This is a genomic window from Arhodomonas sp. KWT2 (assembly GCF_041949875.1).
Lineage (GTDB): Bacteria > Pseudomonadota > Gammaproteobacteria > Nitrococcales > Nitrococcaceae > Arhodomonas > Arhodomonas aquaeolei.
Map to the genome: position 1 here is coordinate 161,820 of NZ_JBHFPQ010000040.1, position 11,793 is coordinate 173,612.

The 11,793-nt window shown below is 71.8% G+C and carries 13 protein-coding genes; 6 read left to right on the forward strand and 7 right to left on the reverse strand.

Translation table 11 applies throughout. The features are described 5' to 3' along the window. Positions 1–33: 33 nt before the first annotated feature. The 4 genes from ACEZHJ_RS08445 to ACEZHJ_RS08460 form a co-directional block, all read right to left on the reverse strand. A complete protein-coding gene (locus tag ACEZHJ_RS08445; RefSeq protein WP_163140066.1) occupies positions 34–558 on the reverse strand; it encodes a shikimate kinase in 525 nt (174 codons plus the stop codon). Further along, positions 555–1,070 (reverse strand): GNAT family N-acetyltransferase, encoded by a 516-nt coding sequence (locus tag ACEZHJ_RS08450; RefSeq protein ID WP_163140068.1) that lies wholly within the window; start codon positions 1,068–1,070, stop codon positions 555–557. The genes ACEZHJ_RS08445 and ACEZHJ_RS08450 overlap by 4 nt, the downstream gene beginning before the upstream one ends. 131 nt (positions 1,071–1,201) lie before the next feature. Continuing rightward, the gene (locus tag ACEZHJ_RS08455; RefSeq protein ID WP_163140070.1) at positions 1,202–2,692 is read right to left on the reverse strand and encodes a RimK family protein; all 1,491 of its coding nucleotides are present in this window, start codon (positions 2,690–2,692) and stop codon (positions 1,202–1,204) included. After that, positions 2,689–3,816 (reverse strand): peptidase C39 family protein, encoded by a 1,128-nt coding sequence (locus ACEZHJ_RS08460; RefSeq protein ID WP_163140073.1) that lies wholly within the window; start codon positions 3,814–3,816, stop codon positions 2,689–2,691. The genes ACEZHJ_RS08455 and ACEZHJ_RS08460 overlap by 4 nt, the downstream gene beginning before the upstream one ends. A gap of 131 nt (positions 3,817–3,947) precedes the next feature. On the opposite strand from ACEZHJ_RS08460, the gene apbC reads away from it, so the two are divergent. Together apbC and dcd are read left to right on the forward strand one after the other, a co-directional pair. After that, positions 3,948–5,039 carry an iron-sulfur cluster carrier protein ApbC gene (gene apbC / locus ACEZHJ_RS08465; protein WP_163140075.1) on the forward strand — a complete coding sequence of 364 codons (1,092 nt, stop codon included), beginning with the start codon at positions 3,948–3,950 and terminating at the stop codon, positions 5,037–5,039. A 56-nt stretch (positions 5,040–5,095) separates the two neighbouring features. Continuing rightward, the gene (gene dcd / locus ACEZHJ_RS08470) at positions 5,096–5,665 is read left to right on the forward strand and encodes a dCTP deaminase (protein ID WP_163140077.1); all 570 of its coding nucleotides are present in this window, start codon (positions 5,096–5,098) and stop codon (positions 5,663–5,665) included. Between the two features lie 7 nt (positions 5,666–5,672). On the opposite strand, the gene ACEZHJ_RS08475 is transcribed toward dcd, so the two are convergent. From ACEZHJ_RS08475 to purM, 3 genes are read right to left on the reverse strand one after another with little or no spacing between them, the layout of a single operon-like run. After that, positions 5,673–6,428 (reverse strand): DUF3108 domain-containing protein, encoded by a 756-nt coding sequence (locus ACEZHJ_RS08475; protein ID WP_018719307.1) that lies wholly within the window; start codon positions 6,426–6,428, stop codon positions 5,673–5,675. Then, complete coding sequence (gene purN / locus ACEZHJ_RS08480; protein ID WP_018719308.1) at positions 6,425–7,093, reverse strand: phosphoribosylglycinamide formyltransferase; 669 nt, start codon at positions 7,091–7,093, stop codon at positions 6,425–6,427. Before purN ends, ACEZHJ_RS08475 begins: the two co-directional genes overlap by 4 nt. Then, entirely contained in the window at positions 7,090–8,154 is a 1,065-nt protein-coding gene (gene purM, locus ACEZHJ_RS08485) for a phosphoribosylformylglycinamidine cyclo-ligase (protein ID WP_163140079.1), read from the reverse strand. The genes purN and purM overlap by 4 nt, the downstream gene beginning before the upstream one ends. Positions 8,155–8,334: 180 nt before the next feature. Here purM and ACEZHJ_RS08490 point away from each other — a divergent pair, with 180 nt between their 5' ends. The 4 genes from ACEZHJ_RS08490 to ACEZHJ_RS08505 all read left to right on the forward strand — a co-directional run. Next, positions 8,335–9,378 carry a DUF2066 domain-containing protein gene (locus ACEZHJ_RS08490; RefSeq protein ID WP_163140081.1) on the forward strand — a complete coding sequence of 348 codons (1,044 nt, stop codon included), beginning with the start codon at positions 8,335–8,337 and terminating at the stop codon, positions 9,376–9,378. Continuing rightward, positions 9,375–10,115 (forward strand): DnaA regulatory inactivator Hda, encoded by a 741-nt coding sequence (hda, locus tag ACEZHJ_RS08495; RefSeq protein ID WP_018719311.1) that lies wholly within the window; start codon positions 9,375–9,377, stop codon positions 10,113–10,115. Before ACEZHJ_RS08490 ends, hda begins: the two co-directional genes overlap by 4 nt. Positions 10,116–10,699: 584 nt before the next feature. Then, positions 10,700–11,530: a DUF4123 domain-containing protein gene (locus tag ACEZHJ_RS08500; protein WP_163140083.1), complete on the forward strand. Its 831-nt coding sequence runs from the start codon at positions 10,700–10,702 to the stop codon at positions 11,528–11,530. After that, on the forward strand, positions 11,527–11,793 hold a 267-nt coding region (locus ACEZHJ_RS08505), incomplete at its 3' end, for a DUF3304 domain-containing protein (RefSeq protein ID WP_375036434.1). The genes ACEZHJ_RS08500 and ACEZHJ_RS08505, both read left to right, overlap by 4 nt.

Below are 11,793 nucleotides of genomic sequence, written 5' to 3' on the forward strand. Positions count from 1 at the left end.
TGACGTCGCGGCAGGGCAAGCCCGCCGGGGGTGTTAGTCGGGCGCGCCGCGCGCGGCGAGCCCTGATGCCACCTGTTCCATGCACTCGTGCTGACCGAGGCCCGTGCAGTCCACGCAGAGGTCGGCGGCGGCGCGGTAGAGCGGCACCCGCTCGTCGTAGACCGCGCGCAGGCTCTGGGCCGGATCGCGGGCGATGCCCCGGCTGTCCAGATTGTGGATGCGCCGCTCGATCTCCGGCCAGGGTACGGACAGGTAGACGATGACCCCGCTGCGGCGCAGGTGTGTCATGGCGCTGTCGCTGTAGACCGCGCTGCCCCCGGTGGCGATGACGTGATCATGCACCTCGAGCCCGGCGAGGGTATCGCCCTCGATGCGGCGCAGATCGGCGGCGCCGCCGGCGTCCACGATCGCCTGCAGGGAGCGGCCCTCGCGCTGCTGGATGAGCACGTCGGTATCGACGAAGGCCTTGCCCAGGCGCTTGGCCAGGAGCACGCCCACGGTGCTCTTGCCGGCGCCGGGCATGCCGATGAGCACGACGTTGTCGCGTGTCCCGGTCACGGCGCCTCCACGGCGGCGAGCCCGCGCAGGGCGTCGCCGGTGAGGCGGTAGCCGACCCACTCATCCTGGGCGCGGGCGCCGAGGCGCTCGTAGAAGCCGATGGCCGGGGCGTTCCAGTCCAGCACCGACCACTCCAGCCGGCCGCAGCCGCGCGCCACCGCCAGCCGGGCGAGGGCGGTGAGCAGGGCCTGGCCGATGCCGTGGCCGCGGGCCACGGGGCGTACGTAGAGGTCCTCCAGGTAGATCCCCGGGGCGGCGAGGAAGGTGCTGTAGTTGTGGAAGAACAGTGCGAAGCCGACGGCCTCGCCATCGAGCTCGGCGATGATGACCTCGGCGTACGGGTGATCGCCGAACAGCGTGTCCATGAGCCGGGATTCGTCGGCCACGACCTCGTGGCTGAGGCGCTCGTAGTCCGCGAGCTCGCGGATGAACGCGAGGATGGTGGGGCAGTCCCCGGGGCCGGCGAAGCGCAGGGCGAGTGCCGGCGTGTCGGTGGCGAGTGCGTTGTCCATGTCGGTCCGTCGTCCGCTGCGGGTGGGTGGTGTCCGGGTATCGGCCGTCCGCGCGGGGGCACCCTCTGCAACGGCACCATCGCGCACGACATCCGCGGCCCCGCAGTCTACTACGCCGCGGCCCCTGCGGGTCAGGCCGGGCCGCGGTGGCGTGCCTCCAGTCGGCGGATGAACGACTCCAGCACCCGGCGGTAGAGGGTGTCGCCGAGGCAGGCGTCCTCCACCCCGGCGTCCAGGTTGGGGTTGTCGTTGACCTCGATGACCAGCGCACGCCGGCCGGCCTGCTTGACGTCCACGCCGTAGAGCCCCCGGCCGATGAGGTTGGCGGCGCGCACCGCCAGGTGCACCACCTGCTGCGGTGCCTCCGCCACCGGGAAGGTCCGTGCGTCGCCCTCGTCCACGGTGCCGCCCGGGCCGTGGCGCACGATCTGCCAGTGGCCCCGGGGGAAGAAGTACTGGCAGGCGAAGATCGCCTCGCCGTCGAGCACGCCGATGCGCCAGTCGAAGTCGCTGACCACGAACTGCTGGGCGATGATCAGATCCGAGTGTGCGAACAGCCCCGCCGCCGCGTCGCTCAGTGTCTCCGGCGCGGCGACCCGGACCACGCCGCGGGAGAACGAGCCGTCCGGGATCTTGAGCACCAGCGGGAAGCCCAGCGCGTCGCCGGCGGCGGCCAGGTCGTCGCGCCGGCCGCGGTGGAGGATGCGTCCGGCGGGCCGCGGGATGCCGTGGGTCTCCAGCAGGTCCGCGAGATAGACCTTGTTGGTGCAGCGCAGGATGGAGGCCGCGTCGTCGATCACGGGCATGCCCTCCGCCTCGGCGCGCTTGGCGAAGCGGTACGTGTGATCCGATACCGCGGTGGTCTCGCGGATGAACAGCGCGTCGTATTCCGCCAGCCGGCCGTAGTCCCGGCGGGTGATGAGGTCCACGGTCACGCCGAGACCCCGGCCCACGCGCTGGAAGTGGCGCAGGGCGCGGGCGTTCGACGGGGGCAGGCGCTCGTCCGGGTCGTGGAGGATGGCCAGGTCATAGCGCGGCGTGCGCCGGTGCCGCGGCCGCCGCCAGACGTGATGGCTGAAGCGCTCCAGCGCTGCCGCGAAGGCCGTTTCCTGGGCGTCGTCCAGGCGGTTCAGGGACAGGGTGCGCAGCCGTGCGATACGCCAGCGCCCGTCCTGGCGATGCAGCTCCAGGTGCAGCAGCGGCGCGGCGAAGGTCTCGAAGACCTGGCGGGCGAGCTCGCGGAAGCGCGGGTCGGAGGCGGTGCCGAAGAATACGTCCACCTTTATCGGGCCGTCCCCGTCGCCGCTCTCCGCCGTCAGCGGTCCGCGCAGGCGCTCGTCCAGCACCGCGGTGTCGAGGCTGTAGATCGCGCGACGGGAGAGATCGCTGATGGTGCGCACGCTGGGGATCACGCGGTGGCCGCGGGCCTCGGCGAGCAGCGAGCAGTAGTAGCCGGTGGAGAGGTAGCGGTAGCCGCGGCAGAGATTGATCACCCGCGTGCCGGGGCCGGCGCCCCGGCAGGCCGGGTCGAAGAGGTAGTCGTCGGCGGTGATCACCTCGCTGGTGGCGGCGTAGGGCGCCCAGTCGCGGCGGTGCTCGACGACGATGAGGGTGCGGGTCACGGTGCCGCCTCCCGCAGGGCCCCGGCAGCGATCACCACCGCCGCACGTTGGCCGCCCCGGCCATAGCGTGCCATGCGCTCGAAGTCGCCGCGCAGTACCGGCAGGTTGATGCAGTCCGTGGCGGTGCGGCCGTCCGCGACGTCGATCCACGGGTCGTTGAGGTAGACATAGCGGGCGTCCGTGCCGGTGACCACGACCCAGTGCGGCGCCCGCTCGCCGTAGAAGCGGTAGAGGCTGATCAGCACCAGCGCCAGCGCGCCGCCGGTGAGCGCCGTGTCCAGGCCCGCGAGGTCCAGGCCGCCGGGGTGCACGGGGATGCCGGCGTCGGCGGCCTCGGCCACGAAGTCCTCGTGCACCAGGCGCAGCACCTCGCGCTTGGCCGGGGTGCGCACGGACTCGACGAACAGCGGCCCGGTGGTGCTGACGTGCACCGCCGCCGCGAACCCGCGCCGGTGGGCGGCCAGGGCCAGGCCGTAGGGGCCGCAGCCGCCGTGGCCGGAGGTCATGAAGATGGTGGTCGCCTCGCGCCAGAGCCGCAGCTCCAGGCGCCGCCCGGGGACGAGGGTCGGGCGGAGCGCGTGCATGGCCATGATCAGCGCGGCCGGCCCGCAGGTGAACTCCAGGGTCTGGGCATAATAGGGCACGGACCGCGGCGGTCGGGCCGTGCTGTCGGTGAGCCGGCGCTCGTAGCGCAGGGCCGGGGCGTGGTCCTCGTAATAGTCCGGCAGCACACCGAAGCGGCGGTAGCCGAGATGCTCGAACAGTGTCCGCGAGGCGGTGTTGTCGGGCCGGATCTCCAGGCGCAGGGCGGCGCAGCCGGCGTCCAGCGCGGCCGCCTCCGCGCCGGCCACCAGCCGCCGGCCGAGGCCCTGGCCGTGGTGGCCGGGGGCCACTGCAATGGAGTACAGCCGGGCGAGCGATGTGCCGCGGCGGTAGAGCACGGCGGCGTAGCCGGCCACCCCGGTACCCGTGACCGCCACCAGGACATCCGCGTGCGCGCGGGTGAGCAGGTGGCGGAGGCTGCGGCGGCTGAGGCGGTCGCCGGTGAACGCGGCGGTCTCGATACGCTCCAGTGCAGCGAGGTCCGGTGTCTCGGCGGTGCGCAGCTCGAAGGGCTCAGGCATGGCGACATCCCTGTTTTGCCGGAGTCTAGCAGCCTGCCGGACCCGGATGGGCTCGCGCGGGGCTTTCGCCCTGCCCGGGGCGGCGGATGTAGAATCCCCGCCATCAGCGGAATCGACAATGGAGCGGGATCATGGCGGAACTGACACGCGAGGCGCTGGAGGCGGCGCTCGGCGGGTGGACGGAGCCCAACCTCGGCACGGACCTGGTGAGCGCCGGCGCGCTGGCCGGCCTGGAGGTGGACGGAGACGCGGTGAACGTCACCCTGCGGCTGGGTTTCCCCGCCGCGCACTACCGCGAGGCGCTGACCGCCTCCGTCACCCGGGTGCTGGAGCAGGCGGGGGCGTCGCGGGTCACCGTGACCGTGGACTGGTCCGTGTCCCCGCGCCAGGTGCAGGCCTCGCTCGAGCCCATGGAGGGGGTGAAGAACATCATCGCCGTCGCCTCCGCCAAGGGCGGCGTGGGCAAGTCCACCACGGCGGCGAACCTGGCCCTGGCGCTGGCGGAGGAGGGCGCCAAGGTCGGGCTGCTCGATGCCGACATCTACGGCCCGAGCCAGCCGCGGATGATGGGGCTCGACGGCCGCCGCCCCGAGAGCCCGGACAACAAGTCGATCCTCCCGCTCATGGCCCACGGCGTCGCGGTCATGTCCATCGGCGTGCTGGTCAAGCAGGAGGACGCCATGGTCTGGCGCGGGCCGATGGTCACCCAGGCCCTCACCCAGCTGCTCAACGACACCCGCTGGGGCGATCTGGATTACCTGCTCATCGACCTGCCGCCGGGGACCGGCGACATCCAGCTCACCCTCGCCCAGCGCGTGCCGGTGGCCGGTGCGGTGATCGTGACCACGCCCCAGGAGATCGCCACCCTCGATGCGCGCCGCGGCATCCGCATGTTCCAGAAGGTGAAGGTGCCGGTGCTCGGCGTGGTGGAGAACATGGCGCTGCACGTGTGCTCGCACTGCGGCCACGAGGAGCACATCTTCGGCGCCGGCGGCGGCGAGCAGCTGGCATCCTCCGAGGGCGTTCCGCTGCTGGGCTCGCTGCCGCTGTCCATCGGCATCCGCGAGCAGACCGATGCCGGGCGGCCGACGGTGGCCGCCGACCCGAACGGCCGCGAGGCGGCGCTCTATCGCGAGGCCGCGCTGGCGACCGCGGCGCGCCTGTCGCGCCAGGCCGCCGCCGGGGCGAGCCGCTTCCCGGACATCCGGGTGGACGATGACTGAGCGCCGGGCGAGAATAGCCGGCTATTTTGGTGGCTGCTGACGGGAGCGTTGCGCCCATGTCGATCAAGTCCGACAAGTGGATCCGGCGCATGGCCGAGGAGTCCGGGATGATCGAGCCTTTCGAGCCCGGTCAGGTGCGCGTCGGTGCGGACGGCGGGCGCATGATCTCCTACGGCACGTCGAGCTATGGCTACGACGTGCGCTGCGCCAACGAGTTCAAGGTGTTCACCAATATCAACTCGGCGATGGTGGACCCGAAGGCTTTCGACGAGGCGAGCTTCGTCGACATGTGCGCGGAAGTGTGCATCATCCCGCCGAACTCCTTCGCCCTGGCGCGCACCATCGAGTACTTCCGCATCCCGCGCAACGTGCTCACGATCTGCCTGGGCAAGTCCACCTACGCGCGCTGCGGGATCATCGTCAACGTCACGCCCCTGGAGCCGGAGTGGGAGGGGCACGTGACCCTGGAGTTCTCCAACACCACCAACCTGCCCGCGAAGATCTACGCCAACGAGGGCGTGGCGCAGATGCTGTTCCTGGAGTCGGACGAGGTCTGCGAGTTCTCCTACAAGGACCGCGAGGGCAAGTACATGGGCCAGCGCGGGGTCACGCTGCCGCGGCCGTGACGCCGCCTCAGTCGGCGGGCAGGCCCTCGACACCGGTGAGCACGAGCTCGAAGGTGCCGTCGTCCGCTTCCCACTGCTCCACCTTCACTGCCAGGTAGGCCAGCGCCGGGGCGCACCACAGCCGCGTCTCGCGCTCGCCCTCGTCGTCCCGGCGGACGACCTTCACCGTCTCGAAACGCCCGGCCGGGGTGTCCACGGTTTCCGTGCCCTCGATGGAGACGGTGTAGGTCTTGAGCCGGCCGCCATCAGCGATGCGGTAGGTCAGCCGGCCGGTGTCCGCGCCCCTGGCGGCGAGGTCGTGCATGAGTTGCAGGGGGCTGACCACGCGGTCCAGGGCGTCGTCCGGCACCTCCATGCGCCACGGTGTGTCGCCGACGTCGTTGACCACTGTGCCCGTCGTCCAGTTAAAGCGCAGTTCGGCACGGCGCGCCCGGTCGTCGCCGCTGCGGTCGTAGACGTAGCGTAGCGGGCGGAAGCCGTCGTCGACGATCCGTCCCTCGCTGACCTCGCGCACCGTGACGTCGGTGAACCATCCGGCTATGCCGCTCGGACGCATGAACAGCCGGTAGCGGTAGTGGCCGGGCTGCGGGCGGGAGAAGCTCAGGCTCGCGCTCCCGAGGGTCAGGATGCCCTTGTTGAGTTCGTACTCCGCGTGGAACGGCGGTGGCGGTTCGTAGGAGGCGGCGGCTGAGGGTGCCAGCACGGCCAGCAGCAGCGCCGTCGCCAGTCCCCGCCACCGCAGGCAGGCGCGCAGGGCGTTCACAGCGCGGCCACGTCGGTCGCCGCGTCGATGGCCGGCGGCTTGGCGGCGGGCTCGCCGTCGACGTGGACGCCGTCGTCGTCGAGCCGCACCCGCCCCTCGGCGATCAAGCGTACCGCCAGCGGGTAGATGCGGTGCTCCTGCTCCTGGACCCGGGCCTTGAGTGTCTCCGGGGTGTCGTCCGCGTGTACGGGCACCCGCGCCTGGACGATGACCGGCCCGGCATCGAGCTCCGGGATCACGAAGTGCACGCTGCAGCCGTGGGCCGCCGCGCCATCGGCGATGGCCCGTTCGTGGGTGTGCAGCCCGCGGTAGGCCGGCAGCAGGGACGGGTGGATGTTGATCAGCCGGCCCTGGTAGTGGCGCACGAAGCCGGGGGTGAGGATACGCATGAAGCCGGCGAGCACCACCAGGCCCGGCTCGTGGCGGTCGACGACGCGGACCAGGTCGGCGTCGTAGTGCTCGCGGTCCGGGTAGTCCCGGTGCGGCAGCACCTCCGTGGGGATGCCGGCGGCCCGTGCCCGCTCGAGCCCGCCGGCGTCGGCGCGGTTGCTGATCACCGCGCGGATGCGGATGGGCAGCTCGCCGCGCTGCTGGCCGTCGATGAGGCACTGAAGATTGGTGCCGCTGCCCGAGATGAGGACGACGACGTCGAGTGGCCTGCTCATGTCCCCGCCTCCAGGCGGACCCGCGGGCCGTCGCTCTTGTCCGCGACGACGCCGCCGATACGCCACGCGCGTTCGCCGTGGGCCTGCAGGCAGGCGAGGGCGTCGTCCACAGACGCCTCCGGCACGGCGTAGACCATGCCGATGCCGCAGTTGAACGTGCGGTACATCTCGGCCTCGTCGATGCTGCCGTTGCCCTGGAGCCAATCGAATACCGCCGGCCAGTGCCAGCTGGCGGTGTCCACGCGGGCGGCGGTGCCCTGCGGCAGTACCCGGGGCAGATTCTCCGGCAGGCCGCCGCCGGTGACGTGACAGATGGCGTGCACCGGCACCGCGTCGATCAGCGCCAGGGTGGGGCGCACGTAGATGCGGGTGGGGGCGAGCAGCGCCTCGCCGAGGCTGAGCCCGTCGGCGAACGGCATGTCCAGGCGGGCGCCGGCATGCTCGATCACCCGGCGGACCAGCGAGTAGCCGTTGGAGTGCACGCCGCTGGAGGCCACGCCGATGAGGGCATCCCCCTCGCCGGCACGGTGGCCGTCGATGATGCCCTCGCGCTCGACAATGCCCACGCAGAAGCCGGCGAGGTCGTAGTGGCCGGCGGCATACATGCCCGGCATCTCCGCGGTCTCGCCGCCGATCAGGGCCGCACCCGCCTGGCGGCAGCCCTCGGCGATACCGCGCACCACCTGCTCGGCGACGTCCACGTCCAGGGCACCGGTGGCGTAGTAGTCGAGGAAATACAGCGGCTCGGCCCCGGCGACCACCACGTCGTTCACGCACATCGCGACGAGGTCGATCCCGATGCCGTCGTGGCGGCCGGTCTCGATGGCGAGCTTGAGCTTGGTGCCGACGCCGTCCGTGCCGGAGACCAGCACCGGCCGGCGGTAGCGCTCCACCGGCAGCTCGAACAGCCCGCCGAAGCCGCCGAGCCCGCCGAGCACCTCCGGGCGCTGCGTTGCCGCGACCGCCCCGCTGATGCGCCGCACCAGCTCCGCGCCGGCGTCGATGTCCACGCCGGCGTCGCGATAAGTAAGTCCCTGCCTGCCCTGGGGGTTGTCCGTCACGCTCGTCTCCCGTCGCCTGCCTGCGCTCGCGGGCGTTGCATCATAGCGCGACGCCGGCGGTGCAGGGCCGCCGGTCGTCGCTCCGCGGCGGCCATGATAACTTACCTCGCGACAGTATTTCCGCCGTGCCGGTCCGGACGGTGTGGCGGTGGATCACGGTGCATCACGGATGGAGTGGGCATGAGGCGGACATGGGCGTTGGCCCCGTTGCTGGGCATGATCCTCGTCGGGGCGGCGCTGGCCGCCGGCGTCGCGCGGGCCGCGACGATCGACGCCACGGTGACGGTGCCGCTGGCGGCGCAGGCCGGGGACGGGGGCCGCCAGGCGGCGCGGGAGCAGGCCCTGGGCCGGATAGTGCAGCGCCTCACCGGTGATGCGGCCCGGGCGCCGGCGGCGATCGCCGGCCGCGTGGACGATTACATCACCGCCAGCGCGCTGCGCAGCGAGGCGGGCGGGCAGGCGCTCACCCTCACCTTCGACGTGCCGGCGCTGCGGGAGTCGCTGCGACGGCAGGGGGTGCGTGTGTGGCTGCGCGAACGCCCCGCGGTGGTCATCTGGGCGGGCGTCCAGGACGGCGGTCGCAGCCTCGCCGGCGCGGACGACCCGCGGGCAACGGCCCTGCGCGATGCCGCGAGGGACTACGGGGTCCCGGTGCTGCTGCCGCTGCTCGATCTCACCGACCGCCAGGCGGTGACCTATCAGGACATCGCCGGCGGCTTCAGCGGCCGCGTGGGCGAGGCGACCCGGCGTTACGGCACCTCCCTCGCCCTGGCGGTGGCGCTGCAGGCGCGAAGCGGCGGCTGGAACGGCGCATGGATGCTGGTCCGTGACGGTTCCACCCTTGCCAGCGGGCGTACCAGCGGAGACGATGTCGCGGCGGTGGCCGACGCCGTCTGGGCCCGCGCGGTGGCACAGCTGCGCCCCGATTACACCGTCGCCAGCGGCGAGTCCTCGGCGATTCGCGTGAACGTCACCGGCGTGAACGGCCTTGCCGCTCTGGCCGCGGCCGAGCGGGCCCTCGGCGACAGTGCGGGGGTGGTGGCCGTGCAGCTCAGCGGCATCGAGGGCGACCGCGCGGTCTTCCGCGTGGAGGCCGAGGTCGGCGAGGACCGCCTGCGCGCGGCGCTGGATCGCAGCAGCCTGTGGGCACCGGCATCGCCGGACGGCGGTGGTGCCGAGGCGGGTCTGACCTATCGCTGGAACGCTCGCGGGAGCGGCGGATGACGGGGACGGGCGAGGGCCGCGGCTGGCGGCAGCTTGCACTGGATTTCCGCTGGGACGAGTCCAACGAGCTCGGCGCGTTCGTCCCGGGCCCGAACGCCGAGGCGGTTGCGGCCGTGCGCCGTGCCGCGCTGCGCTCGGGCCAGCCGGTCTACCTGTACGGCCAGCCGGGCACCGGCAAGTCCCACCTGCTCCAGTCGGCCTGTACCCTGGCCACCTCGGCCGGGCGCACGGCGGTCTACCTGCCGCTGGAGGACATGCTGGAGTGGAGTGCCGGGCTGCTCGACGGCCTGGAGAATGTCGGCCTCGTGGCCCTGGACGATCTGCACCTGCTCCACGACCGCCCGGCCTGGCAGGAGGCGCTGTTCTACCTGTTCAATCGCCTGCGTGATGCCGGCGGCCAGCTCATCGTCGCCGCCGACCACCGCCCGGACCGCATCGGCCTGGCCCTGCCCGACCTCATCTCCCGGCTCCAGTGGGGGCTGGTGTTCTGTCTGCGCGAGCTCTCCGACGACGATCGCCTGATCGCCCTCCAGCGCCGGGCCAGCAGCCGCGGCATCGAGCTCCCGGAGGAGACCGCGCGCTACCTGCTGGCCCACTACCCGCGGCGCACCCGTTACCTCTTCGGGTTGCTCGAAGAGCTGGACGTGGCCTCGCTGCAGGCCCACCGCCGCCTCACCATCCCCTTCCTCAAGCGCGTGCTCGGCCCGGCAGACAGCCAGGAGTCGAGTAGTCGGTAGGCATTATCCCCGGCCCGTGAACGGACCATGGTTCGTGTACACCGTCACGCTAGTGGAACATGGAATGTCTCCGGACCTCGGCAACAGGGCGGTACTGCGGTAGGCTTCTGACTCCAGGACCGGGCGTCCCCCGGTCACTAACCCGCCAGGAAGGCGGGGAGCGCTAACGCGCCAATGGACGTTTTCGGCCGCTGACCAGGGAAGGAGGCACATGGCTGACAACCTCTGCACTGAGACCCCACGCGATTATCACGGCCTGACGCCGGTGCGGCACCGGCGGCGGGCACACCCTCATGGAGATGACTTCCGGGTCACGGGAATGGCCGGTCCCGATGGTGATCCGGTATTCGTCTATTTCCCGATCCGATATGTCGTCCCCAGCGCTGCGTCGGTCATGGACCGGCCGTTGTATGACGGGAAGCATTCGTTTGTCACGGCTGCCAGTCGTGACGACAGCGTTTTCTGCACTCTTCCCGCCTGCTCGTCCCACCCTGAGTACCGTGGCTGTCCGGTGTATCCCGGAAATCCCTGGTGTCTTCCTCTCACAACGGTTTCATCTCCCGCCCGTGTCCCGGAGGCCCGTCATGCAACTCATCGATGACTACCCCGAAGGCTGGCTCGACGACACCCGGCAGCTGATCGGGGGCCTCCGGCAGTCGGCGCCCGAAGGGCACGTCCACCTCCTCGTCGACGCCGCCTTCCGCCACGAGCACGTGCTGCCCTGGCTGCGCCGGCACCTGCCCCCCAAGCGCTGGCACGCCGTGTACGCGGACATGCCCGGCCCGGACGGGGCGGCGCTGGCGATCTCCCCCATGGTGATCGAACCGCTCGCCCCCGAACACTGGGAGGCACTGTTCGAGCTGGCCCGCGGGCTGCCGATGCTCACCCTCATCGCCACCCCGGAGTCCGTCACCGGGACCGCACAGCGTCTGGCGCGCTTCAGCATCGTCACCGTCCAGGACACCGCTTACGGGCTGCGGCTGGCGGACACCCGTCTCCTGCCCGCCCTCCTCGCCCTGTTCTCCGGCGAGCAGCACGGCGCCTTCATGGGGCCGGGGACCTGGCACTGCCTCGGTCGCGATGCCCGGTGGCAGCCGCTGCCGCCGGCGCACGAGCCCGCCGCCCCGGCAGAGCGGGTGACGTTCGACGACCAACAGACGGAGGCCCTGCTACGGATCAACGAGGTCGACGCCCTGATCGAGATCCTGCGTGACAGTGCGCCGGCGCTATTCGGCGTCTTCGACTCTCCCTCCCAACGCCACGAGTGGCTGAGTACCGTCCTCGCCCAGGCCCCCGAATCGGTTCGGGACCACGCACGGCGGCTGGACTACTGCCGCCGGATGGCCGGGCGGCAAGGCCTGCTGCCGGCCGCAACCGCCGACGAAACGAAACCGGACACGGACCCGTCAGCATGACGGCACGCCGCTCGCCCCCTCTCATCGTCTGGCCCCTGCTCATGGCCGCCCTGCTCACCGCCTGCGGCGGCGGGGACACCATCGGCGTGTCCGTCTCGGCGGTGAACTACACCGAGCGGGGCATCCGCTACTTCTCCGTGCACCGCCCGGGCGATGCCAAACGCAGCGCCGTGGGCATGAGCATCCGCCCTTACGGCGCCGGCGGCGTGACCTGCTGCGTGCCGCTGCCCAGGCAGTGGCACGAGGGGCTGGAGGTCGTCGTG